Source organism: Streptomyces sp. NBC_00083 (assembly GCF_026343295.1).
Classification (GTDB): Bacteria; Actinomycetota; Actinomycetes; order Streptomycetales; family Streptomycetaceae; genus Streptomyces.
The window spans coordinates 319,532-342,562 of sequence record NZ_JAPELY010000004.1; the positions used below are offsets into that span (position 1 = coordinate 319,532).

Sequence of the window (23,031 nt, forward strand, 5' to 3'; positions counted from 1 at the left end):
CCTGGAGAATAGCCCACATGAAGGGCGAGACAGAGGGCCGATTTCACACTCCGGATGTTTCCTCGATCACTCCGGGCCCCCGGCGCGCCACCCTGCGTACCGCCGACGGTGTCCGGATCGAGGCGGTTCACGACCCCTGCGCGAAGGGGCCGGCGGACACCGCGATCGTGGTCGCGCACGGCTTCACCGGAGCAGCCACGAAGCCCGCCGTACGCCGGGCGGCGGGGGTCTTCGCCCAGTACGCGGCCGTGATCACCTTCTCCTTCCGCGGGCACGGAAAGTCCGGCGGACGCTCGACCGTCGGCGACCGCGAGGTGCTCGACCTCGCGGCGGCCGTCGAGTGGGCGAGATCACTCGGGTACGAGCGGGTGGTGACGGTGGGTTTCTCGATGGGCGGCTCGGTGGTCCTCCGGCACGCCGCGACCCACCGGGGGAGCGGGCGGGGGCGCACGGAAGCAGTGGCGGCGGTCAGCGCGCCCGCCCGCTGGTACTACCGGGGCACGCCCGCGATGCGCCGGGTCCACTGGCTGGTGACCCGGCGTACCGGTCGCCTGGTCAGCCGGCTCGGCTTCGCCACCCGCATCCACACCAAGGACTGGGACCCGGTGCCGCTCTCGCCCGTCGAGGCGGTCCCGCTGATCGCGCCCACGCCGCTGCTCATCGTGCACGGCGACCGCGACCCGTACTTCCCGGTCGACCATCCGCTGATGCTGGCGGCGGCCGGACCTGCGCAGTTGTGGCTGGAGGAGGGCATGGGCCACGCCGAGAACGCGGCCGGGGACGCGCTCCTGGGGCGCATCGGCGACTGGCTGATCGCCGCGCGGCCCGCCGCGTAGCCCATCATGGAGGGCGAGGAAAGGAGCCCCACCATGGCAGCGGGAACCATCCGCTTCTGGGCCGCGGCCAAGTCGGCGGCGGGCGTCGCCGAGGAACCGTACGCCGCCCGGACGCTGGCCGAGGCGCTCGACGCGGTGCGCGAACGGCACCCCGGCGAGCTGACGCGCGTACTCCAGCGGTGTTCGTTCCTGGTCGACGGTGACCCCGTCGGCAAGCGGAAGCATGAGACCGTACGGCTTGCCGAGGGCGGCACGGTCGAGGTGCTCCCGCCGTTCGCAGGAGGGTGACCCCCACGTCATGAGCGAGCAGTACCCGTACCACCATCAGCAGCAGCCCCCGTACGACCAGTACGGGCAGCCCGTGCCGCAGCCGTCCGAGCCGCAGCCGCCGTTCCCGTACGAGCCGTACCAGGACCAGCAGCAGTACACGCAGACCTGGGAGGGCCAGACCTGGGACACCCAGTACCAGCCCACCATCCCGCCCGCCGAGCACCGGCCGCCGGAGCCCGCCCCCTACCGGCCGCGCCACGCCCAGCCGTGGCAGGAGGGCGCGCCGGAGACGGCGTACCTGCCGCCGCAGGGGGGAGCGCAGTACGACGCGCCCGGCGGGGCTCCGTACGGGACGCCCGCGTCCGGCTCGGGTGAGCCGTACGGGACGACGTCCGTGCCGCTGCCGCCCGAGATGCCGATGGCGTCGGCGCAGGCCGCGGCTCCGCTGTACGAGCCCGCGGCGACGCCGAACCCGGCCGCGCACTCGGCCTCTCCTGCGGCCCCGCAGGCGAACCCGAATCCGTACCTGGCCGAGGCATCCGCCGGAACACCGGCCGGGGGCGCCGCCGGGCCCGCGTACAACCCGCCCACCACGGTCGGCAACGCGCGGATCACCGACGCCCAGCGGGCCCGCGCGGAGGGGCGCTCGCCGATCATCGCGCCCGGCATGCGGCCCGCCGCGCTGACCGCCGTGCTGGGCCTGCTCCTCGCCGTCGCGGCACCGGTCGGCCCGTACGCCCTGGTGGTGCCGGTGGTCCTGCTCCAGGCCGTGACGGCGGCCGGCTGGTTCCGCCTGAACGGCATGTGGCCGGCCCGGCAGGGCATCGCGCTCGCCTTCGCCGGCGGCCTCGTCGCCGACGTCGCGCTGCTGGCGCTCGGCCGGGAGAACGGTCCCGCCGCGATCCTCGGCACGCTCGGCGCCTGGGTGCTGCTCACGCTCGTGCTGCAACTCCGCTCGCACGCCGACCCCGACGAGCGGATGTACGGCCTGATGGCGACGGTCGCCTCCGCGGCGCTCGCGATCCTGGCCGGCGGCGCCCTCGCCGCGCCGCCGCACGCGGTCTCGGTCGGCGCCGCGGCCGTCGCGGTCGCCGTGCTCGCCCGTGCGCTGCCCCTGCCGGCGCCCGCCTCCGTGGCGGTGGCGCTGCTCGCGGCTGCGGGCGCCGGCATCGCGGTCGGCGGCCTGACCGGCATCGGCGCGTCCGGCGCGCTGCTCGGCCTGGCGGCCGGCGCGTGCGCGCTGATCGGGCTGCGGGTGGCCTCGTACGACTATCCGTCCCGGTTCGTGCACATGACGGCGGGTGTGGCGCTGCCGCTCACCGCGGCGGTTCCTGTGCTGTATCTCATCGGGCGGGCCGTGGCGTAGGGAACCGGAGCTAGGCTCGCGCTCGTCATGGATGAAGATCCATGACGAGCGTGACAACGATGACATCGAGAGTCGGCGGCCGACTGGCGGGGGACACGTAGGCAATGCGCGCACTGCGAATACTTCTGATCATCGCGATCGTCCTCGGGGGCATCTTCGTCGCCGTGGACCGCATCGCGGTGAACATCGCCGAGTCGAAGGCCGCCGACAAGATCCAGAGCAGTCAGCGGCTGAGCTCGTCCCCCGACGTCGACATCAAGGGCTTCCCCTTCCTGACGCAGGTCCTCGCCAAGGAGCTGGACGAGGTCGACGTGTCGCTCTCCGGCGTCACGGCGACGGCGGGCGGCCACTCGGTCAACGTCACCGAGGTGACGGCCGAGCTGTACGCGGTACGGATCGACAGCAGCTTCTCGTCGGTGGTGGCGGGGCGCGGCGAGGGCGCGGCGAACATCTCGTACGCGGACCTGTCGAAGGCGGCGCCCAAGGGGGCGACGGTGGGCTACGCCGGCGCCGAGCGCGCCGCGAAGGGCCAGGTGAAGGTATCGGGCCCGCTCACCGACCTCCTGGAGGGCCAGGGCGTGGCGCTGCCGTCCGCGGTCAAGGCGCTGCTCCAGGGGCGGACGGTGTCGGCGTACAGCACGGTCGCGCTGAACGGGTCGGGGGCGGTGCAGCTGCGCGCGGAGGCGTTGCCGAAGCTGCCGGTGCCGGGGTTCGACCAGCGGCTGCGCAAGGCGGTCGACTACGACCTCAAGATCGAGGGGATGCCGTCGAGCATCAAGCTGGACAAGGTGACGGCGTCGGAGACGGGGCTGCGCTTCTCGGGCAAGGGCACGGACGTCCGCCTGGCGGGCTGACCCCCACCACCCCGCGCCCCTGGGTGGGCTGCCCTTGGCAGGGTGCCGAGTCTCGGCCTCTTCAGCCTGTTCGGCTGCTCGACCCCGGCCCATGCGGCCACCTCAGGCTGTTCGGCTGCTCGACCCCGGCCCCTGCGGCCACCTCAGCATGTTCGGCTGCTCGCCCCCGGCCCGTGCGGGCCACCTCAGCCCGTCCGGCGTTTGAGGACGAGCGCCCTTCAGGCGCGAACGGGGTCTGGGGCGGAGCCCCAGCAACCCCGCTTTCGTCTGCGGACCGTGCCCGCGTCTCGCGCAGTTCCCCGCGCCCCTCAGCGGCACTGGTGCCGCCCGGTACTGGCATAGCCAGCCTGTCCGGCGATTGAGGACTAGCCCCAGCAACCCCCCTTCGGCTGCGGACCGTGCCCGCGCCCCTGGCGGGATCGGTGCCGGGCGGCATGCGCGTCCCCAGGAGGTCTTTCTTGGCCCCGGAGGGTTTCAGGAAGGGGCGGGGTGGGGCCGGATCTCCGGGGTCCGGGGCGGAGCCCAGGGGGTTTTCGGGGGGCTGGGACCGGATGGTGAGACAGGGGTGTCCGGTCCGTAGATGCGGGGTGGGCGAGGGGCGCCCCCGGCGGAGACGGACAGCCCCTGGAAGCGGGATGCGTATCAGCATGCGGATGATCGAGTCTCAGCATGCGACACGCCGGTGACACACCCCTCACGCGTCCCTACGATCGGACGCATGAAGCGACAGGCGGACCTCACGAAGCGGCGGGCAGTAGACCTGTGCCGCGTCGCCGCCATGCTCTGTCGCCCCTTCTGAGCGGGACGCTCAACTCCCGCGTTTCCCGGGCCACTTGGCCGCCCGAAGGCCGCCCCGGCCCACCCCGCGCCGCGTACGCGAGCCGCAGTGACGCGTACCCGCACCCTGCATCGCCGCCCCCGCAGACTGCCCCGGAGGAGAAGAACATGAGCCGCAGTGACGTCCTGGTAGACGCCGACTGGGTCGAGGCCCACATCGACGACCCGAAGGTCGCCATCGTCGAGGTCGACGAGGACACCTCGGCCTACGAGAAGAACCACATCAAGAACGCGATCCGGATCGACTGGACCAAGGACCTCCAGGACCCGGTCCGCCGCGACTTCGTCGACCAGGAGGGCTTCGAGAAGCTCCTCTCCGGCAAGGGCATCGGCAACGACACCACCGTCGTCCTGTACGGCGGCAACAACAACTGGTTCGCGTCGTACGCCTTCTGGTACTTCAAGCTCTACGGTCACCAGGACGTCAAGCTCCTCGACGGCGGCCGCAAGAAGTGGGAGCTCGACTCCCGCGACCTCGTCGACGGCGACCAGATCCCGAGCCGCCCGGCCACGCAGTACAAGGCCAAGCCGCAGGACGCCTCGATCCGCGCCTTCCGCGACGACGTCGTGGACGCGATCGGCACCAAGAACCTCGTCGACGTGCGCTCGCCCGACGAGTTCTCCGGCAAGCTGCTCGCCCCGGCCCACCTCCCCCAGGAGCAGTCGCAGCGTCCGGGCCACGTCCCGTCGGCCCGCAACATCCCGTGGTCGAAGAACGCCAACGACGACGGCACCTTCAAGTCGGACGACGAGCTCAAGGCCCTCTACGAGGCCGAGCAGGTCGACCTGGCGAAGGACACCATCGCGTACTGCCGCATCGGTGAGCGCTCGGCCCTGACCTGGTTCGTGCTGCACGAGCTGCTCGGCCAGGAGAACGTCAAGAACTACGACGGCTCGTGGACCGAGTACGGCTCCCTCGTCGGCGTGCCGATCGAGCTCGGCGCCAACAAGTAGTTCCGCACAGCCCGCACACCCCACCAGACCGTAGACCGTAAGGAAGAACCCATGTGTGGAGCGAAGGCCGGCGGCCCCGACGCCTCGACGATCAAGCCCGGTGAGACCACGATCCAGGGCCAGGTGACCCGCGACGGCGAGCCCGTCACCGGCTACGTGCGCCTGCTCGACTCGACCGGCGAGTTCACCGCCGAGGTCCCGACCTCGGCCACCGGACAGTTCCGCTTCTACGCGGCCGAGGGCACGTGGACCGTGCGCGCCCTGGTGCCGGGCGGCAGCGCGGACCGTACGGTCGTCGCCCAGACCGGTGGCCTCGCCGAGGTCGCCATCGCCGTCTGACCGACGGCACACCGCACCACCGCTGTACCGGCCGGAGGGCCGCACCCCGGGGTTGGACGCCTTGGAGATGGGGTGCGGCCCTCCGCGCCGTGCGGGACCGGGCCCGCTCCGGCGTATCGGGCCGGGCCCCTTGGCCGTACGCTGGATTCATGTTGGCCCGGCGTCGGCGCGGCTATTTCTGGATGATGGGCGGCTGCATCCTGCTCTTCGTGTCCGCCTGGGGATTCGTGCGCCTGTGGTCCGTCCCCGCGGCCGTCGCGATGTGCGTGGTCGCCATGGTCATCCCGCCGGTCGCCGCGATGGTCGCCAACCGGCGCGGCCCCGACGACCGCTGGTGGGACGACCCGTCGGGCGACCCGAAGTCGGACGAGTGGTGGGACGAGCTGGACGGCAAGAAGCGCCGCCGCTGAACCCCGGCCGGAAGCGGCTCAGTACACCAGCGCCTGCACGCCGTCCGCCATGATCTCCTGCACGAAGACCTGCGCCCCCGCGATGCGCACGCCCTCCAGGACGTCCCCCTCCGTGATCTCGCGGCGGGTCGCGCACTGCGTGCACAGCGTGATCCGGCCGCCCGCCTGGACCGACTCGATGAGGTCGGGCAGCGGCGCCGCGTGCGGCAGGGCGAACTCCGCGGCCCGCCCCGGCAGGGCGAACCAGGACGCCTCACCGGTCAGCCACAGCGACACCTCCACCCCGCTGGCGACGGCCACCGCCGCCACGGTGAAGGCCTGCGAACACCGCTCGGGCGCGTCGGCCCCCGCGGTCACCTTGATCACGAGCTTCTGGTTGGGCATATGCGGAACTGTATGCCGAGCGATGACGGGCGTGCGCTCAGCGGGACAGCTGTGCGCACCGGTCGGGATCACGTCCGAGCGGCGAACCCGACGAACGACTCCCAGGCGGCGGCAGGGACCGCGAGGGTGGGGGCGGTGGCGGGGGGCTGCTTGGAGTCACGGATGTGGATGGTGGTGGGGCAGGCGGCGATCTCTACGCATTCGCCGCCGTCGCCACTGCTGTAACTGGACGCGCGCCAAGGGAGGGCGACCTCGACGCACTGCCCGCCGTCGCCGCTGCTGTAGCTAGACTTGCGCCAGGTGAGGGCGATCTCGATGCACTCGCCTCCCTGGCCCGTGCTGTAGCTGCTCTTGAACCACGTCAGCTCGGTCGACTTTTCGACGCTCATGTCTCTCCCAGCAACTGCTCTACGAAGGCCAGTGATTCGCGCGGTGTAAGCGCTTGGGCGCGCAAGAGCCCGTACTGGTCCTCCAGTTCCCTGACCGTCGGCCGGTCGGTGAAGAGGCGGCTGGCCTTGTACGCCGGTACGTAGGCGATCCTCCGTCCTTTCGCCGTCTCGATCAAGGTGAACGGACCGGAGAGCGCGGCATGCTCCTCGCGATTGTTCGGCATGACCTGCATCTCCACATTACGCCGCTGCCCAACGAGCAGGATCTGCTCCAACTGGCCCCGCCAGACGCTCAATCCGCCCAGCCGCCTACGCAGCACTGACTCCTCCATCACGAAGCTGATGGTGGGCACTGGCTTCCGCGCGAAGATTTGCTGTCGAACAAGTCGTGCCGCCACGCGCTGTTCGATTGTCTCGTGGTCCAGCACGGGCCGCCAGGAGGCGAACACCGCCCGCGCATAGTCCTCGGTCTGCAACAGGCCGTTGATCACGAGCGTGTCGTACACATGCCACTCAACCGCCTTCTTCTCCAGCGCCGCCGCATCCTGGAAGAACGCCGGATACTGCGCCCTCTCCATCTCCTCGATCAGCTCGGCCAGCACCCCATCCGCGCCGAGCACCTGGTCCACCAGCGTGATGAACTGCCCCGATGGAATGCGTCGGCCCTGTTCGTACGAGGCGATCGTCGACGCCGAGTACCCGGTGCGGACGCCGAGTTGGGCGCGATCCATGCCGGACCGCACCCGGAACCGCTTCAGCTGCCGCCCGAAGATGTGCGGTACGCCCGAACCCGACTCGGCCCCCTCCCCCTCCTCCGGCTCCGTCCCCGTCTCCGGCTCTTCCGTCTCAGCTTCTTCGCTCATGCCCACCCCATTGCCCCGGCGCCCTCGACGGTCACGGATCCTGTGCGTACAGCCCGCACTCGTACGCGTACAACGAGTGACGGGGCCGGGGCGGACCACCCCCGGCACGCGCCCGTGCCACCGGCGGCCTACCTCACAGAGAGCGGGCCGTCCCCACCCATTAGGCTGGGGGGCGGCCCTGACCGCCCTATACCGCTCATGCGAGGAGCCCCCCGTGCTTGAGGCTGTTTTCTCCACCCTCCTTGTCCTGGTCTGCGTCGGCGTCCTCGCCTTCGCCGGCCTGACCGTGAAGAAGCTGTACCAGGGCCAGCGCTGACCCCCCTCCGTCGTTAACGAAGAGATCGCAGCCTCATGATCGAGATTCCGTCCGACCTCCACCCCGACCTGGTTCCCCTGGTCTTCCTCCTCGGTACGTGGGAGGGCGCCGGCGTCACCGACTTCCCGGGTGCCGAGAAGGCGAACTTCGGGCAGTCCGTGACCTTCTCCCACGACGGCCGTGACTTCCTGGAGTACGTCTCGCACTCCTGGATCCTGGACGCCGAGGGCAACAAGGTGAAGCCGCTGGAGTCCGAGTCGGGCTACTGGCGCATCGACAAGGACCGCAAGGTCGAGGTCGTCATGGTCCGTGACCAGGGCATCGTCGAGATCTGGTACGGCGAGCTCGCCCACCAGAAGCCGCAGATCGACCTCGTGACGGACGCCGTGGCGCGCACCGCCGCCTCCGGCCCGTACACCGGTGGCAAGCGGCTGTACGGCTACGTGAAGAGCGACCTGATGTGGGTCGGCGAGAAGGCGACCCCCGAGGTCGAGCTGCGCCCCTACATGTCGGCGCACCTCAAGAAGGTCGTCACGCCGGAAGAGGTCGCGGACATGGCCCGCGGACTCGGTGATCTTCCGGACGACGGGATCGCCTTCTTCAAGTAGGTCTTACGCTGGGGGCGTGGTGACCACCGACTGGCAGAGCGACCTCCGCAGGCGCGGCTACCGCCTGACGCCCCAGCGACAGCTCGTCCTGGAGGCCGTGGACGTACTGGAGCACGCGACGCCCGACGACATCCTCACCCAGGTGCGGAAGACGGCGGGCGGCGTGAACATCTCCACCGTGTACCGGACCCTGGAGCTCCTGGAGGAGCTGGGTCTCGTCTCGCACGCGCACCTGGGCCACGGCGCCCCCACCTACCACCTGGCCGACCGGCACCACCACATCCACCTGGTCTGCCGGGACTGCACCGAGGTGATCGAGGCCGACGTGTCCGTGGCCGCCGACTTCACGGCGAAGCTGCGGGACACCTTCGGCTTCGAGACGGACATGAAGCACTTCGCGATCTTCGGTCGCTGTGCGCAGTGCGCCAAGAAGGCTTCGGGCGCCGAGTCGTAGGCTTGCCTGCATGAAGAGCCCTCTGCTGTCCCAGGCCGGCGCCGTCCCCGCCGAAGGGCGCGACGAAGGTGTCGCGGCGCACTACGGCGACCTGTTCCGTGAGCAGCGCGCGCTCGCCGGCGGCACCGGTCTCGTCGACCTCTCGCACCGCGGGGTCCTCACGGTCACCGGTGACGACCGGCTGAGCTGGCTGCACCTGCTCCTCACCCAGCACGTGAGCGACCTGCCCGCCGGGCAGGCCACCGAGGCACTGATCCTGTCCGCGAACGGACACGTCGAGCACGCCCTGTACCTGGTGGACGACGGCACCACGGTGTGGATCCACGTCGAGCCCGACACCCAGGGCGAGCTGATCGCCTACCTGGAGTCGATGAAGTTCTTCTACCGGGTCGAAGTGGCCGACCGCACCGAGGAGTTCGCGGTCGTGCACCTGCCGGCCGGCTCCATCGCCGAGGTGCCGGACGGCGTGGCGGTGCGCGAGACGGCGTACGGCCGTGATCTGTTCCTGCCGCGCGCCGATCTGGAGGAGTACGCGGCGCAGGCGGGGCCGCTCGTCGGGATCCTGGCGTACGAGGCGCTGCGGGTCGAGGCGCACCGGCCCCGGCTCGGCTTCGAGACCGACCACCGGACGATCCCGCACGAGGTGGGCTGGATCGGCCCGGCCGTCCACCTCCAGAAGGGCTGCTACCGGGGCCAGGAGACGGTCGCGCGCGTCCACAACCTGGGGAAGCCGCCGCGCCGCCTGGTCTTTCTGCACCTGGACGGCAGCGAGGTGCTGCTGCCCGGTTCCGGTACGCCGGTGCGGCTCGCGGCGGACGGGGCCGAGGGGCGTCAGCTCGGCTTCATCACGACGTCGGCCCGCCACCACGAGCTGGGCCCGATCGCGCTGGCCCTGGTGAAGCGGAACGTGCCGGTCGACGCGGCGCTGCTCGCGGGGAACACGGCGGCGGCCCAGGAGGTCGTGGTCGAGCCGTAGGGGCGGGGCGCCCGGCCTCGTCGCCGGGTGCTCGGATCTCTGCTCGACCCCTGCTCAGACCTCGATCTGCAGCGTGAACGGGCCGTGGTTGGTGAGGGACACCCGCATGTCCGCGCCGAAGCGGCCCGTCTCCACGTGGGCGCCAAGGGCGCGCAGCTGAGCCACCACCTCGTCGACGAGGGGCTCCGCGACCTCGCCGGGCGCGGCCGCGTTCCAGGTGGGGCGGCGGCCCTTGCGGGCGTCTCCGTAGAGCGTGAACTGCGAGATCACCAGCAGCGGCGCGGCCAGGTCCGAGCAGGACTTCTCGTCCTCCAGGATGCGCACCGACCACAGTTTGCGGGCGAGCTGTGCCGCCTTCTCGGGAGTGTCACCGTGGGTGACCCCGACCAGGACGCAGAGCCCCTCGCCGATGATCTCCCCGACCGTCTCGCCCGCCACGACGACCTTCGCGCCGTCCACCCTCTGCACCACCGCTCGCATGGGCCCCAACTTATGCCACCGGTGCGTCCGGATTCCGAGCGGCTGAACGGGTGCAGTGCACCTGCACGTGCCGTACCGGGAGTGGCACGATGCGTACAGGCGGTGCTTCCCCCACGCCCTTCGGGCCCGGGGGAGACCCCATGCACCGGTCGAGGGGACGGAAAGACGCATGAATGCACCAGGCGCCGGGCAGTCGCCCGGTCCCGTATCGCTGACCCGGACCAGCCCGCGTACCGCCGTACGACCCGCCGTGCGGTGGGCCGGCGGCGCCCTGCCGCCTCAGCGCGCCCACGACCTGGCCGCGCTCCGGCTCGCGGAGCTGCGCGCGGTGCGCCGGCAGTCGCAGAGCGACGAGGCCGACCTCAGTTACGTACGGCGGCTCCTGCACGGCCGGATCGACATCCTGCGGGCCGAGCTGGCCCGGCGCACCGGGCCGCAGGCGCCGGTCGTGGAGCGGCTCGCCGAGATCCTCACCGACGCCCCGTCCTCGCACCGGGCGTCGGCCCGCCACGTCACGCTGTCCGCGCCGCGCAACGAGGAGTACCGGGTCCTCGCCGCCGAGATGGACGCGGAGGTCGAGCTGTCCGACCTGTCCGCCCGTACGGACGAAGAGCTGCACACCGCGACGGGGCGCCTGATCCGCTACGAACAGCAGGTCTCGCGGCGCCGCAAGGAGGTCCAGCGGACCGCCGACGATTGCAGCGCGGAGATCGCCCGCAGGTACCGTGATGGGGAAGCACAAGTAGACGATTTGCTCATCTGACCCGCCGACCGGAAGCGATCCCTCCGGGGCGGGGCTCCCGTCCGGAAGGCCGCACCCCATGACCGCCGTGTCCTCGACGTCCCCGATACCCCCGGTCCTCGCCGAAGTCGTCCGTTCCGGATTCGTCGAGGGCCATCACCGGGGCTCGCTGGTAGTGCTGGCGGCCGACGGCAGCGTCGAGTTCTCGCTCGGCGACCCGGCGGCGCCCGTCTTCCCCCGCTCGTCCAACAAGCCGATGCAGGCCGCCGCCGTGCTGCGCGCCGGGCTCGACCTGTCCGGTGAGCGCCTGGCCATCGCCGCGGCCAGCCACTCCGGCGAGGGCTTCCACCTCGACCTCGTCCGCAAGATGCTCGCCGAGCACGGCCTGACCGTGGACGACCTCCAGACCCCGCCCGACCTGCCGCTCGACGCCGCGGAGGCCGAGACGTACCTGGCCGCGGGCCACGTCCGCGAGCGGCTCACGATGAACTGCTCGGGCAAGCACGCGGCGATGCTCGCGGCCTGCAAGCAGAACGGCTGGGACCTCGCCGGCTACCTCGACCCGGCGCACCCTTTGCAGCGCCTGGTCCACGAGAGCGTCGAGGCCGCGGCCGGCGAGCCGGTCGCCTCGGTCGGCACCGACGGCTGCGGGGCGCCGCTGATGGCGATCAGTCTCACCGGGCTCGCCCGCGCGTTCCGTACCTTCGCGACGGCGGAGCCGGGCTCGGTCGAGGGCCGGGTCGCGGAGGCGATGCGCGCCCACCCCGAGTACGTGGCCGGCACGCGGCGGCCCGACACCTGGCTGATGCGCGAGGTGCCGGGGACGCTGTCGAAGATGGGCGCCGAGGCCGTGCAGGCGGTGGCCTTCGCCGACGGCCGCGCGCTCGCCTTCAAGGTCGACGACGGCGCGATCCGCTCGCTCGGCCCGATCCTGGCGCGGGCGCTGCGGCTGATGGGGGTGGACGCTCCCGTGGTGGACCGGATCGGCCGCGCGCCGCTGTTCGGCGGGGCCGCAGAGGTCGGCGAAATTCGCGCGACATTCTGAGCGCGGCCCGCCTAGCGTGACCGCCATGAGCACCCCCGCCGCGCCCGACGTCGACGTCCGCGCCGTCACCGAAGCCGAGTTCGCCGACTGGATCAAGGCGGTGCAGCTGGGGTTCCTGCGGCCGCCGGTGGTGAGCGAGCAGTACACCCGTGACCTGCGCGCCAACAGCGATCTCGGGCGGGTGCTCGCGGGCTTCGACGACGGCCGGTGCGTGGCCACCTACCGGTCCTTCGCGCAGGAGCTGACCGTGCCGGGCGGCGCCGCGCTGCCGGTGAGCGCGGTCAGCGCGGTCACCGTCGCGCCCACGCACCGCAGGCGCGGCCTGCTCACCCGCATGATGGCGGCCGACCTCGCGGCGGCCCGGGAGCGCGGCGAGGTGGCGTCCACGCTGATCGCCGCCGAGTACCCGATCTACGGCCGGTACGGGTTCGGTCCCGCGACCTGGCTCACCGAGTGGGAGATCGACGTGGCCCGCGCCGGGCTCGACCCGAAGTGGTCCCGCCCGGCCGACGGCGGCCGCATCGATCTGGTGAGCCCGGCCGACGCCGCGAAGATCGGCACCGAGGTGTTCGAACAGTTCCGGCCAACACGGGCGGGCGCGATCAGCCGTGACCGGCGCTGGTGGGACCTGGCCACCGGCGCCTCCCGCCGCGACGGCCCCTGGACCGAGCCCTTCTTCGCCGTGTACCGCACCACCGACGGCGACCCGGCCGGCCTCGTCGCGTACACGGCCGACGACCGGTGGAGCGACGCCAAGCTGTCCGAGAACACGGCGACGGTGCAGGGCCTGATCGGGCTGACCCCCGAGGCCGACCGCGCCCTGTGGCACTACCTGTGCTCCATCGACTGGATCCGCCGCGTGCGCACCGGCTACCGCGCCCCCGACGACCTGCTCCCGCACTACCTCCCGAACCCGCGGGCCGCCGGGATCGTGACCCACGCCGACTTCCTGTGGCTGCGGCTGCTCGACGTCGTGCGGGCCCTGGAAGCACGCACGTACGCCGCCGAGGGCGCCCTCGTCCTGGAGATCGAGGACGAATCGGGCCCGGCGGGGGGCCGCTACCTCCTGGAGGCGAACCCCGCGGGCGCGAGCTGCACCCCCACTACCCGCACCGCCGAACTCACCCTGCACATAAGGGAGTTGTCCTCCCTCTACCTCGGCGACCAATCGGCGACGAGGCTGCTGGCGCTCGACCGGCTCACCGAGGAGCGGCCCGGCGCGGCGGCCCACCTGGACACCCTGTTCCGCACGAACGCCCGCCCATGGTGCCCGGACATGTTCTGAGCGGGGCGGGTTCGGGCGGGGCGGCGCGCTGAATCCCTGCCTCAGTGGGGTTGGCCGAACCAGTGGGTGAGGGTCGGCTCCAGGGCGGCGGGGGGTGCCCAGCACACGTATCCGTCCGGGCGGACGAGCACCGGCTCGACGTCGGCACCCCGGTGGGATCCCTCGGCCGGGGCGACGTGGTCCACCCGGTCCGACCAGGGGGCGGCGGCCTTGGCGTACCTGCCGTCCGCGTCCAGCAGGATGCCGCGGCCCGAGCGCAGGAGCGGGTGCAGCCGGCCGCCCGCGCCGAGGTCCAGGTCCGGTACGGGCAGGCCTATGAGCGGGTGGAGTTCGGTGCCGGGCATCGGGTAGCGCGTGGCCATTCCGGACATGAGGTCGGCGAGATGGCGCCGTACGTCCGGCAGTTGGGCCAGATCGGTGAAGATCGCGCGGGTGGCGACGACCCCGGGGTCGCGGGTGCCGGCCCAGTCCATGAGGAGGCTCTGCGCCCGCACGTTGCGCAGGACCGCGGCCCCGGCCGGATGGCGTTCCGCGTGGTACGTGTCGAGCAGGCCGGCCGGGGCCCGGCCGCGCACCGCCGCGCCGAGCTTCCAGCCCAGGTTGAACGCGTCCTGGATGCCCGTGTTCATGCCCTGCGCCCCGAGCGGGAGGTGCACGTGGGCGGCGTCCCCGGCGAGGAAGACCCGCCCGTGCCGGTACTGCTCCGCCTGCCGCGACGCGTTGGTGATGCGGCGGGCGTAGCGCAGCTCGACCAGGTGCGTGCGCGCGCCGAACACGGTGTGCAGGCCCCGGCGTACGTCGTCCTCGGTGACCGGTGTCTCCCGGGGCAGCAGCGACTGCTCCGGCCCGCCCAGGACCAGCCGGCGCAGCGGCCTGCCCTCGGTGTCGGTGCCGAGCGGGAACAGCGCCGCCCAGTGCCCGCCCTCGGCCCAGGTGTGGGACGCGGCGGGTTCGTCGCCGCCGAGCCGCACATCGGCGGCGACGATCGTCAGCGTGCCGGGCTCGCCGGGGAACGCGGCGCCCAGCAGCGACCGTACGGTGCTGTGGGCGCCGTCTGCGGCGACGAGGTACCGGGCGCGCAGGGTGGCGCCGTCGGCGAAGGCCGCGGTGACCCCGTCGTCGTCCTGGGCGAGGCCCACCAGGGCCCGGTCGCGCCGGACGCGCAGGCCGCGCGCGGAAAGATGGCGCTCGAGGAAGCCCTCGATCGTCACCTGCGGAACGGACCGCCAGGGCAGCCGGTGCCGGTCGGGAACGTCCGGGAGCGGGATGCCGGCGAAGTGGCTCGTGGCGGTGGGATGGTCGCCGGTGGCCAACAGCGGTTCCAGAAGCCCGCGTTGGTCGAAAGCCTCCAGGGTGCGCGACTGCACGCCGCCCGCCCTGGACAACTCGCTGCGCCGCGCCAGCTTGTCGACGAGGACGGCGGACGCCCCCGCGGTCAGGAGTTCATTGGCCAGCGTCATGCCGGTGGGGCCTGCGCCGACGACGAGGACGTCGATCGGTGCGGGGGTGCCTTCGGCGTCCTGGGCGTTCGGGGTGCCCGGGGTGCCCGGGGTGTCCATGGGTTCTCCTCTGTTCGTCCCGATCGGGGCAAGGGCAACGCTCGCGCCGGCCGGTCGGCCGCGGCCAGCAACTCACCTGTTTCCGCCGGGACTTGACACCGGATAGCCTCGGTCCGGTGGAATCCGACGACTACGACGATCTCGACCGGCGGCTCGTGCACGCCCTGCAGATCGACGGCCGCGCTCCGTTCAGCACCATCGCCGAGGCTCTCGGGGTGTCGGATCGCACCGTCGCCCGCCGGTACGCCCGGCTCCGGTCGGCCGGCGCGGTCCGGGTGCTCGGGGGCATCGCCCCGGAGGTGCTCGGCTCCGTCCCCTGGATGCTGCGGGTGCGCTGCGCACCCGCCGCGTCGCTCGCGGTCGCCGAGGCGCTGGCCCGGCGGCCCGACACGTCGTGGGTGAGCCTCAGCTCGGGCGGCACCGAACTCACCGCCGTGGTCCGCACGGCGACCGAGGCGGACAGCGAGGAGCTCCTGCTCGCCAAACTCCCGCGCACCCCGCGCGTGGAGGGCGTCACCGCGCACTGCGTGCTGCACGCCTTCTACGGCGGCCCGGACAGCCTGATCGGCAAGCTCGGCTCACTGGACGCGGCGGCGATCGAGCGGCTGACCCCGCCCGCGCTGCCGCACAGGGAGGGCCCGGTGCGGCTCGGCGACGGCGACCGCAGACTCCTGGCCGTGCTCGCCACCGACGGCCGGGCGGGGTTGGATGAGCTGGCCGAGGCGACGGGCTGGTCGCCGACGACGGTCCGGCGCCGGATGCGGGAGCTGCGCGAACACGGCCTGCTCTACCTCGACCTCGACGTCGACTGGCGCATGTTCGGCGTGACCACCCGGACCCTGCTGTGGCTCTCGGTCGCCCCGGCCCACCTGGAGGAGACCGGCCGGGCGCTGGCCGAGCACCCGGAGGTCGCGTTCGCCGCCGCCACGACCGGCAGGACCAACCTGTACGCGAGCGTGCTCTGCGCCGGCCAGCGGGAGCTGTACCGCTATCTGACCACCCGGATCGCCGCGCTCCCGGCCATCACCCACATCGAAACGGCCCCGGTGATCAAGACGGTCAAACAGGCGGGCCATCACCGGTAGGTGCGGGCCGGGGCGCCGCGGGCTCGCACGGCGTCCCCGCGGGCGGGCCGCAGCGGGGACGGGGCTTCGTGGCGTGGCACACTTTTGCAAGCGTCTGCTTGCAAAAGTTAGCGGGGATGGTGCACTCTCGGGGCATGGCATCGCTCAACGTCGGCAATCTCGGCGAGTACCTGCGCGAGCAGCGGCGCACCGCGCAGCTGTCGCTGCGGCAGCTCGCCGATGCCGCCGGGGTGTCCAATCCGTATCTGAGTCAGATCGAGCGCGGCCTTCGCAAGCCGAGCGCGGACATTCTGCAGCAGCTCGCGAAGGCGCTGCGGATCTCCGCCGAGACGCTGTACGTGCAGGCCGGGATCCTCGACGAGAGGTCGCCCGAGGCCGCGGAGACGCGGAGCGTCATCCTCGCCGACCCCTCGCTCAACGAGCGTCAGAAGCAGGTCCTGCTCCAGATCTACGAGTCCTTCCGCAAGGAGAACGGGCTCGACACGGCCGCGGACACCGACGCCGGTACGGACACGGGCACCGAAGGCGCCGCCGGCGGCAGCGATGCCGACCACCCTCAAGCGAGCAACTGAGTACTGATCCGGGAGGACAGACATGGCCATCACCGATGACCTGCGCAAGACCCTCACCGACCCCACCCCCCTCTACTTCCTCGCCGGTACGGCGGACCTCGCGGGGCAGCAGGCCAAGAAGGTTCCGGCCCTGATCGAGAAGATCCAGTCCGAGGCGCCCGAGCGCATCGAGGCCGTGCGCCGCACCGACCCGAAGGCCGTGCAGGAGAAGGCCGCCGCCCGCGTCAAGGAGGTCCAGGCCGCCGTCACGACCCGCGCCACCGACTTCTTCGGCGCCATCGACGGCGACTTCAAGAAGCTGGGCGAGAACGCCCAGGACCTGGCACTGCGCGGCGTCGGCGTCCTCGCCGAGTACGCCGTCAAGGCGCGCGAGGGCTACGACTCCGTCGCCGAGCACGGCCAGGACGTCTTCAAGCAGTGGCGCGGCGAGGCCGCCGACGAGATCGTCGAGCTCGCCGGCGCCGTCGAGCCCACGAGCGAGACCCCGGCCGCGCCGCGCGAGCCCCTGGTCAAGGACGTGACCCCGGCCGCGGCCGCGGCCCCGGTCCCGTCGCCGGCGGAGCCCGCCGTCGCCGCGGACGCGCCCGCCAAGAAGGCCACCCCGCGCAAGACCACGGCGAAGAAGGCCGCGCCCAAGTCCGCGGAATAGTGGAGTAGCGGGACAGCCCTGGAGCGGCCCAGCGGCAGGGCGGATTGCGGGGCGGGCACCTTCTCGGTGCTCGCCCCGTTGTCCTAGTACCTTGGCCGCGAGGCGCTCTCCACGCTCTTCACATCCACGATCCGACCGTTATCCAGCAGGACTCACTAGGCGGTGCACGGCATGTTGCTCACGGGATTCAGCCTTCTCACCTCGCTGCTCTATCTCGCGATGCTCGTCATCGCCGTGGTGGCGCTGGTCTTCGCCGCCCTGGCCCGCGAGGACGCCTACCGCGCGGCCGACAAGAAGACCAAGCCGTTCTGGCTGGTCATCCTCGGCATCACCGTCGTGGTGAACCTGTTCGTGCCCATGCTCTTCCTGCAGCTCGCCGGGCTCGTCGCCTCGATCGTGTTCATGGTCGACGTGCGTCCCGCGCTGCGGCAGGTCTCCGGTGGCGGCCGGGGCGGCCGCCGCGGCGGCGGCTCCAGCAGCGACGGACCGTACGGGCCGTACAACGGCGGCCGCTGAACCGCCGGGCAGCCCGCCCGGGGCGGCTCAGGCCTCCCGGGCCTCGGGGCGCTTGCGTTCCAGGAGGAGTACCGCCACGTCGTCCGTCAGCTCGCCGCCGTTCATGTCGCGGGCCCGGGTGACCGCCGCTTCCAGCAGCGCGTCGCCGCGCAGCCCGGACGCCAGCTGACCGTTGATCATCTCCAGCATGCCGTCCTGCCCGAGGCGCTGGCCGCTGCCCTCGCCGGTGCGGCCCTCGATCAGGCCGTCGGTGTACATCAACAGGCCCCATTCCCGGCCCAGTTCGACCTGGCGGCGCGGCCAGCGGGCACGCGGCAGCAGGCCCAGGGCGGGGCCGCTGTTCTCGTACGGGAGCAGCTGGGCGCGGCCGTTCAGGGCGATCAGCGGCGAGGGGTGGCCGGCCAGGCAGAGGCCGGCCCTGCGGCCGTCGGGCGCGATGTCGACCGTGCACAGCGTCGCGAATATCTCCTCGCTGTCGCGCTCGTGCTCCAGGACCTCCTGGAGGGTGGAGAGCAGCTCGTCGCCGCAGAGCCCCGCCAGGGTCAACGCCCGCCAGGCGATGCGGAGTTCGACCCCGAGGGCCGCTTCGTCCGGGCCGTGGCCGCAGACGTCGCCGATCATCGCGTGGACCGTTCCGTCGGGCGTGCGCACCGTGTCGTAGAAGTCGCCGCCGAGCAGCGCGCGGGAGCGGCCGGGGCGGTAGCGCGCCGCGAAGTGCAGGTCCGAGCCGTCGAGCAGCGGTGTCGGCAGGAGCCCACGCTCCAGGCGGGCGTTCTCCTGCGCGCGCAGCCGCGACTCGGCCAGCTTGTACTGGGCCGTGTCCGCGCGCTTGCGCTCCACCGCGTACCGGATGGCGCGGCTCAGCAGCCTGCCGTCCAGCTCGTCCCGGAAGAGGTAGTCCTGCGCGCCGACCCGGACCGCCTCCGCCGCGCGCTCCGCGTGCGTGGACGGGGTGAGGGCGAGCACGGCGTGGCGCGGGGCGAGGCGGAGCAGGTGGCGCAGGGCGGCCAGCTCGTCGTCGGGGTCGCGGCCGGGCAGCGCCAGATCCAGGAGTATGCAGTGGATGTCGTCGGTGAGCAGCCGCTCGGCCTCGGTGAGGTTGCGGGCGGTGCGGATACGGACCCGGGTGCCGGCCTCGTCGAGGAGTTCGTGCACGGTGAAGGTGCCCGCCGGGTCGTCCTCGATGACCAGCAGGTTGAGCGGGCTGTCGGCGCTGCCCGTCTGGGCCTCCGGGGCGGCTCGCTGGTGCGGTACGGGTACGTGCTGGGATGCGGGCATCGTCGGTTCCGGATTCCTTCCCTCCCCCCGAGGGCGCGGAGGGACGCCGGTCGGCGCCCCACCAGCCGGGACCCTAGCGTCATCCACCCGCGCGGCGGAATGGCGATGGGTCGTTCATCACTGGCAGCCGGTTGGCATATGCCGCATGCCCGATTTGTCGGGGCCCCAGGAAGTTGCTCCGTGGGCTACTTGTCGGGGCGGACGACGCCGAGTATCGGCATGGTGCCCGCTCCGGTGATCGTCACCGTCCGGCCGGGGCGCGGGGAGTGCACGATCGCTCCGTCGCCGATGTACATGCCGACGTGGCTGGCGTCGGCGAAGTAGATGATGAGGTCGCCGGGGCGCATGTCCTTGATCGCGACGTGCGGCAGCTGGGCCCACTGCTCCTGCGAGGTGCGCGGCATGCCCCGGCCCGCCGCGATCCACGCCTGGGAGGTCAGGCCCGAGCAGTCGAAGGTGTCGGGGCCGGCCGCGCCCCACACGTACCGCTTGCCGATCTGGTCGGTGGCGAACTTCACGGCCTTCTTGCCCTGCTCGCTCGCGGAGGTGCTGATGTCCTTCAGGACGCCCGTGCTCAGCCAGGCCGTCTGCGCGTCGAACTCCTTCTTGCGCTCCAGCTCGGCCAGGCGCTCGCGCTCCTGCTCCTTCAGGTCGGCCTGGAGCTTCTCGGCCGCCGCGATCTTCGCCGTGATGTCCTTCTTCGCGGCTTCCTTCTTGACCCGGTTGGCCTCCAGGTTCTTCCACTGGGCCGTGGCGTCCTTGCTGTACGCCGCCAAGTCGGCCTGGGTTCTGTTCAGTTCGCCGAGCAGGCCCTGGGCGGCCTGCTGGCCCTGGCGCAGCAGATCGGCGCCGTTGAGGAAGCCGTCGGGGTCGCCGCTGAGCATCAACTGCGCGCCGGGCGGGAGGCCGCCGTTGCGGTACTGCATCCGTGCCGTGGCGCCCGCCTGGTCCTTCAGGCGCTTGATCTTCTCCTGGCCCTTCACCATCTCCTGGGCCAGCTTCACGATCTGCTCGGACTGCGCCTTGGTCTGCTCCTCGGCGAGGTTGTACGCGTCGGTGGCCACGGCGGCCTGCCGGTACAGGTCGTCGATCTGCGCGCCGACCTCCTCCAGGGTCGGGGGAGCGCCGGACGCGGTGGCGGACGGGGTCGGTGTCGGGTTCGGCGCGGGCGCGGCGAACGCCGTGCCCGGCGCGGCCCATGCGGTCAAGGCGCACACCAAGGTGATCGCGGCAGCCAAGCGGCGCTGCTTCGGCACTGAGAACTCCCCCTCCAGCCAACTCCGGACCCATACCGGAACACCGGGCACTCCAGATGTGATTTACCGTCAGTAACATCACACCGATGTCCGCGATGCTGCCACGGCCCCGGCCAAAACGACAGAGGCACCGGACACCGGAAGGGGCACGCGCGCTGATGCGTTCCTCCGTCCGACCCGCCCCGTCTGACGAACCGCGAGCGCCACGCGTTCCGCCCGCCACGGGAGTTCACTCGTTGGACGACGCTGACAGGCCTCAACGCGGCGCGAGCGCCGCCCAGTCCACCGTGACCTCGCCCTGGCGCCAGCGTCGTACGCCGTCGATGACGGGCCAGTCGGCGGACAGGGCGCGCACCGACGCGATCCAGCGCTGGCGCGCGCCGAGCGAGGCGTACGGGGCGGCCGTCGCCCACGCCCGGTCGAAGTCGCGCAGGAAGGCGTGGACCGGCTCGCCCGGCACATTGCGGTGGATCAGCGCCTTGGGCAGCCGCTCGGCGAGGTCGGAGGGGTGCTCCAGGGAGCCGAGCCGGGTCGCGAAGGTGACCGTGCGAGGGCCTTCGGGGCCGAGCCCGACCCAGACGTGGCGGCGCCCGATCTCGTCACAGGTGCCCTCGACGAGCAGCCCGCCCGGCGCGAGCCGCGCGCACAGGCGGGCCCAGACGGCGGCCACCTCGCCCTCGTCGTACTGACGGAGCACGTTCGCCGCGCGGATCAGCGCCGGCGGCCCGTCCAGCGGCACCTCGAAGCCGCCGTGGCGGAAGGTGAGCCCGTCGCGCTCGTACGGCTTGGCGGCGGCGACCCGGGCGGGCTCGATCTCGATGCCGACCACCGAGACGGCCGGCGCGGCGGTACGCAGCCGCTGGAGCAGCTCGACGGCGGTCCAGGGGGCGGCCCCGTACCCGAGGTCGACGGCGAGCGGGGCGTCCGCGCGGCGCAGCGCGGCCCCGTGCGCGTCGGCGATCCAGCGGTCCATGCGGCGCAGCCGGTTCGGGTTGGTGGTGCCGCGGGTGACGGTGCCGACGGGGCGCTTCGCGGGCGGGGCGGGTGGAGCCATAGGACGAGAGTAGGCGGCGGTACGGGCCCGCCGAGCCGGGGCGGGACACCGCCGGAGCCGGCGCGGCGGCACGGCCCGCTCACCCGCCGGGCCGGCCGGGGCAAGGCCCACGCGCCGGCGGGGAGCCTCGTGCCGGGCACCCCGTTCGGCGTGTCCGGCAAGTTTTTGGCAAAGTGGAAATGAATGGACGGGTTCCGATGTTCGGGGCATTGGAGTGGCGTGCCCGCATGCCCGCTCCGCGTCCAGAGGCAGCGCCCCGAGCCGAGGAGGGCCCCGACGTGAGCCAGTACGTGTCCCGGTTCACCGGCACCCTGGCGGGGCCGCCCCGGCTCCGGCTGCCCGGCGGCCACCGCAAGCCGCGCCGGATCGCCATGCTCAGCGTCCACACCTCCCCGCTGCACCAGCCCGGCACGGGCGACGCGGGCGGCATGAACGTCTACATCGTCGAGCTCGCCAAGCGCCTCGCCGCGATCAACATCGAGGTCGAGATCTTCACGCGGGCCACCACGGGCGGGCTCGCCCCGACCGTGGAGATGTCGCCCGGCGTGCTGGTCCGGCACATCGACGCGGGCCCGTACGAAGGCCTCGCCAAGGAGGAGCTGCCCGCCCAGCTCTGCGCCTTCACGCACGGGGTCATGACGGCCTGGGCGCGCCACCGGCCCGGCTACTACGACCTGGTCCACTCCCATTACTGGCTCTCCGGCCACGTCGGCTGGCTCGCCGCGCAGCGCTGGGGAGTGCCGCTCGTCCACGCCATGCACACCATGGCCAAGGTCAAGAACGCGGCGCTCGCCGAGGGCGACACCCCCGAGCCGGCCGCGCGGGTCATCGGCGAGACGCAGATCGTGAACGCGTCGGACCGGCTCATCGCCAACACCGCCGAAGAGGCCGACGAACTGGTCCGCTTCTACGAGGCCGACCCCGGCAAGGTCGCCGTCGTCCACCCCGGTGTGAACCTCGACCGGTTCCGCCCGGCGGACGGCCGCGCCGCCGCGCGCGACCGGCTGGGGCTGCCGCACGACGCGTTCGTACCGCTCTTCGCGGGCCGCATCCAGCCCCTCAAGGCGCCGGACATCCTGCTGCGCGCGGCAGCCGACCTCCTCGAACGGGACCCGTCGCTCCGCTCGCGGATGATCGTGCCCGTCGTCGGCGGGCCCTCCGGCAGCGGCCTGGCGAAGCCGGAAGGGCTGCAGAAGCTCGCGGCCAAGCTCGGCATCAGCGACGTCGTACGGTTCAAGCCGCCCGTCGGCCAGGACCGGCTAGCGGACTGGTTCCGGGCAGCGTCCGTGCTGGTCATGCCGTCGTACAGCGAATCGTTCGGTCTGGTCGCCATAGAGGCACAGGCGGCCGGCACACCGGTGGTCGCGGCGTCCGTCGGAGGGCTTCCGGTGGCGGTACGGGACGGCTCGACCGGGTTCCTCGTCCAGGGCCACGACCCCGGGGACTACGCGACCGCGCTCCACCGCTTCGTGGCGGAGCCCGCGCTGGTGGAGCGCATGGGCGGCGCGGCGGCCCGGCACGCGCGGTCCTTCGGCTGGGGCACGGCGGCGTCGGCGACGGCGGACGTGTACATGGCGGCGATGCAGGAGCACCGGCGGCGGGTGCGGTCCCACCACGGGTGAGCGCCGGGTCCGCCCGGGGCGGGGCGGGGGTT

At 72.4% G+C, this 23,031-nt stretch carries 26 protein-coding genes; 18 read left to right on the plus strand and 8 right to left on the minus strand.

The window, feature by feature from the left end; translation table 11 throughout:
* Nucleotides 1–17: 17 nt before the first annotated feature.
* The 7 genes from OOJ98_RS31530 to OOJ98_RS31560 all read left to right on the plus strand — a co-directional run bounded on the left by OOJ98_RS31530 (nucleotide 18) and on the right by OOJ98_RS31560 (nucleotide 5,866).
* Entirely contained in the window at nucleotides 18–836 is an 819-nt protein-coding gene (locus OOJ98_RS31530; RefSeq protein WP_267058519.1) for an alpha/beta hydrolase, read from the plus strand.
* A 33-nt stretch (nucleotides 837–869) separates the two neighbouring features.
* Nucleotides 870–1,124: a MoaD/ThiS family protein gene (locus OOJ98_RS31535; RefSeq protein ID WP_100577815.1), complete on the plus strand. Its 255-nt coding sequence runs from the start codon at nucleotides 870–872 to the stop codon at nucleotides 1,122–1,124.
* 10 nt (nucleotides 1,125–1,134) lie between these two features.
* Entirely contained in the window at nucleotides 1,135–2,472 is a 1,338-nt protein-coding gene (locus OOJ98_RS31540) for a hypothetical protein (protein WP_267058520.1), read from the plus strand.
* A gap of 104 nt (nucleotides 2,473–2,576) precedes the next feature.
* Nucleotides 2,577–3,326, plus strand: a complete 750-nt coding sequence (locus tag OOJ98_RS31545; protein WP_267058521.1) for a DUF2993 domain-containing protein — start codon at nucleotides 2,577–2,579, stop codon at nucleotides 3,324–3,326.
* 945 nt (nucleotides 3,327–4,271) lie between these two features.
* Nucleotides 4,272–5,117, plus strand: a complete 846-nt coding sequence (locus OOJ98_RS31550) for a sulfurtransferase (protein ID WP_267058522.1) — start codon at nucleotides 4,272–4,274, stop codon at nucleotides 5,115–5,117.
* A gap of 51 nt (nucleotides 5,118–5,168) precedes the next feature.
* The gene (locus tag OOJ98_RS31555; RefSeq protein WP_030362227.1) at nucleotides 5,169–5,456 is read left to right on the plus strand and encodes a DUF1416 domain-containing protein; all 288 of its coding nucleotides are present in this window, start codon (nucleotides 5,169–5,171) and stop codon (nucleotides 5,454–5,456) included.
* Nucleotides 5,457–5,605: 149 nt separating this feature from the next.
* Entirely contained in the window at nucleotides 5,606–5,866 is a 261-nt protein-coding gene (locus OOJ98_RS31560; RefSeq protein WP_267058523.1) for a DUF3099 domain-containing protein, read from the plus strand.
* Nucleotides 5,867–5,884: 18 nt separating this feature from the next.
* Here the strand turns inward: OOJ98_RS31560 and OOJ98_RS31565 are convergent, their stop codons facing one another.
* The 3 genes from OOJ98_RS31565 to OOJ98_RS31575 form a co-directional block, all read right to left on the minus strand.
* On the minus strand, nucleotides 5,885–6,250 hold the full coding sequence (locus OOJ98_RS31565) for a DsrE family protein (RefSeq protein WP_267058524.1): 366 nt from the start codon (nucleotides 6,248–6,250) through the stop codon (nucleotides 5,885–5,887).
* Between the two features lie 68 nt (nucleotides 6,251–6,318).
* On the minus strand, nucleotides 6,319–6,639 hold the full coding sequence (locus OOJ98_RS31570; protein ID WP_267058525.1) for a DUF397 domain-containing protein: 321 nt from the start codon (nucleotides 6,637–6,639) through the stop codon (nucleotides 6,319–6,321).
* Nucleotides 6,636–7,502, minus strand: a complete 867-nt coding sequence (locus tag OOJ98_RS31575; protein ID WP_267058526.1) for a helix-turn-helix transcriptional regulator — start codon at nucleotides 7,500–7,502, stop codon at nucleotides 6,636–6,638. Before OOJ98_RS31575 ends, OOJ98_RS31570 begins: the two co-directional genes overlap by 4 nt.
* A 351-nt stretch (nucleotides 7,503–7,853) precedes the next feature.
* Here OOJ98_RS31575 and OOJ98_RS31580 point away from each other — a divergent pair, with 351 nt between their 5' ends.
* The 3 genes from OOJ98_RS31580 to OOJ98_RS31590 are packed head-to-tail and all read left to right on the plus strand — an operon-like array spanning nucleotide 7,854 to nucleotide 9,856.
* The gene (locus OOJ98_RS31580; RefSeq protein WP_100577809.1) at nucleotides 7,854–8,426 is read left to right on the plus strand and encodes an FABP family protein; all 573 of its coding nucleotides are present in this window, start codon (nucleotides 7,854–7,856) and stop codon (nucleotides 8,424–8,426) included.
* A gap of 16 nt (nucleotides 8,427–8,442) precedes the next feature.
* Nucleotides 8,443–8,880: a Fur family transcriptional regulator gene (locus OOJ98_RS31585; protein ID WP_267058527.1), complete on the plus strand. Its 438-nt coding sequence runs from the start codon at nucleotides 8,443–8,445 to the stop codon at nucleotides 8,878–8,880.
* Nucleotides 8,881–8,890: 10 nt separating this feature from the next.
* On the plus strand, nucleotides 8,891–9,856 hold the full coding sequence (locus OOJ98_RS31590; protein WP_267058528.1) for a folate-binding protein YgfZ: 966 nt from the start codon (nucleotides 8,891–8,893) through the stop codon (nucleotides 9,854–9,856).
* A gap of 54 nt (nucleotides 9,857–9,910) precedes the next feature.
* Here the strand turns inward: OOJ98_RS31590 and dtd are convergent, their stop codons facing one another.
* On the minus strand, nucleotides 9,911–10,336 hold the full coding sequence (dtd, locus tag OOJ98_RS31595) for a D-aminoacyl-tRNA deacylase (RefSeq protein WP_267058529.1): 426 nt from the start codon (nucleotides 10,334–10,336) through the stop codon (nucleotides 9,911–9,913).
* Nucleotides 10,337–10,505: 169 nt separating this feature from the next.
* Here dtd and OOJ98_RS31600 point away from each other — a divergent pair, with 169 nt between their 5' ends.
* From OOJ98_RS31600 to OOJ98_RS31610, 3 genes are read left to right on the plus strand one after another with little or no spacing between them, the layout of a single operon-like run.
* On the plus strand, nucleotides 10,506–11,099 hold the full coding sequence (locus OOJ98_RS31600; RefSeq protein WP_267058530.1) for an ABC transporter substrate-binding protein: 594 nt from the start codon (nucleotides 10,506–10,508) through the stop codon (nucleotides 11,097–11,099).
* A gap of 58 nt (nucleotides 11,100–11,157) precedes the next feature.
* Nucleotides 11,158–12,123, plus strand: a complete 966-nt coding sequence (locus OOJ98_RS31605) for an asparaginase (protein WP_267058531.1) — start codon at nucleotides 11,158–11,160, stop codon at nucleotides 12,121–12,123.
* A gap of 25 nt (nucleotides 12,124–12,148) precedes the next feature.
* Entirely contained in the window at nucleotides 12,149–13,408 is a 1,260-nt protein-coding gene (locus OOJ98_RS31610; protein ID WP_267058532.1) for a GNAT family N-acetyltransferase, read from the plus strand.
* 41 nt (nucleotides 13,409–13,449) lie between these two features.
* On the opposite strand, the gene OOJ98_RS31615 is transcribed toward OOJ98_RS31610, so the two are convergent.
* Complete coding sequence (locus OOJ98_RS31615) at nucleotides 13,450–14,967, minus strand: FAD-dependent monooxygenase (RefSeq protein ID WP_267058533.1); 1,518 nt, start codon at nucleotides 14,965–14,967, stop codon at nucleotides 13,450–13,452.
* Between the two features lie 116 nt (nucleotides 14,968–15,083).
* Between OOJ98_RS31615 and OOJ98_RS31620 the strand changes: the two genes are divergently transcribed.
* The 4 genes from OOJ98_RS31620 to OOJ98_RS31635 all read left to right on the plus strand — a co-directional run bounded on the left by OOJ98_RS31620 (nucleotide 15,084) and on the right by OOJ98_RS31635 (nucleotide 17,789).
* The gene (locus OOJ98_RS31620; protein ID WP_267058534.1) at nucleotides 15,084–16,052 is read left to right on the plus strand and encodes an Lrp/AsnC family transcriptional regulator; all 969 of its coding nucleotides are present in this window, start codon (nucleotides 15,084–15,086) and stop codon (nucleotides 16,050–16,052) included.
* 134 nt (nucleotides 16,053–16,186) lie between these two features.
* Nucleotides 16,187–16,624 (plus strand): helix-turn-helix domain-containing protein, encoded by a 438-nt coding sequence (locus OOJ98_RS31625; protein WP_267058535.1) that lies wholly within the window; start codon nucleotides 16,187–16,189, stop codon nucleotides 16,622–16,624.
* A gap of 22 nt (nucleotides 16,625–16,646) precedes the next feature.
* On the plus strand, nucleotides 16,647–17,273 hold the full coding sequence (locus OOJ98_RS31630) for a hypothetical protein (RefSeq protein ID WP_267058536.1): 627 nt from the start codon (nucleotides 16,647–16,649) through the stop codon (nucleotides 17,271–17,273).
* Between the two features lie 171 nt (nucleotides 17,274–17,444).
* Nucleotides 17,445–17,789: a DUF2516 family protein gene (locus OOJ98_RS31635; RefSeq protein ID WP_267058537.1), complete on the plus strand. Its 345-nt coding sequence runs from the start codon at nucleotides 17,445–17,447 to the stop codon at nucleotides 17,787–17,789.
* 27 nt (nucleotides 17,790–17,816) lie between these two features.
* On the opposite strand, the gene OOJ98_RS31640 is transcribed toward OOJ98_RS31635, so the two are convergent.
* The 3 genes from OOJ98_RS31640 to OOJ98_RS31650 form a co-directional block, all read right to left on the minus strand.
* Nucleotides 17,817–19,067, minus strand: coding sequence for a PP2C family protein-serine/threonine phosphatase (locus OOJ98_RS31640; protein ID WP_267058538.1), 1,251 nt, complete (start codon nucleotides 19,065–19,067; stop codon nucleotides 17,817–17,819).
* A gap of 185 nt (nucleotides 19,068–19,252) precedes the next feature.
* Nucleotides 19,253–20,305: a C40 family peptidase gene (locus tag OOJ98_RS31645; protein WP_267058539.1), complete on the minus strand. Its 1,053-nt coding sequence runs from the start codon at nucleotides 20,303–20,305 to the stop codon at nucleotides 19,253–19,255.
* Nucleotides 20,306–20,579: 274 nt separating this feature from the next.
* A complete protein-coding gene (locus OOJ98_RS31650) occupies nucleotides 20,580–21,377 on the minus strand; it encodes a class I SAM-dependent methyltransferase (protein WP_267058540.1) in 798 nt (265 codons plus the stop codon).
* Between the two features lie 278 nt (nucleotides 21,378–21,655).
* Here OOJ98_RS31650 and mshA point away from each other — a divergent pair, with 278 nt between their 5' ends.
* Nucleotides 21,656–22,999 (plus strand): D-inositol-3-phosphate glycosyltransferase, encoded by a 1,344-nt coding sequence (gene mshA / locus OOJ98_RS31655; RefSeq protein ID WP_267058541.1) that lies wholly within the window; start codon nucleotides 21,656–21,658, stop codon nucleotides 22,997–22,999.
* The last annotated feature ends 32 nt before the right edge of the window (nucleotides 23,000–23,031 follow it).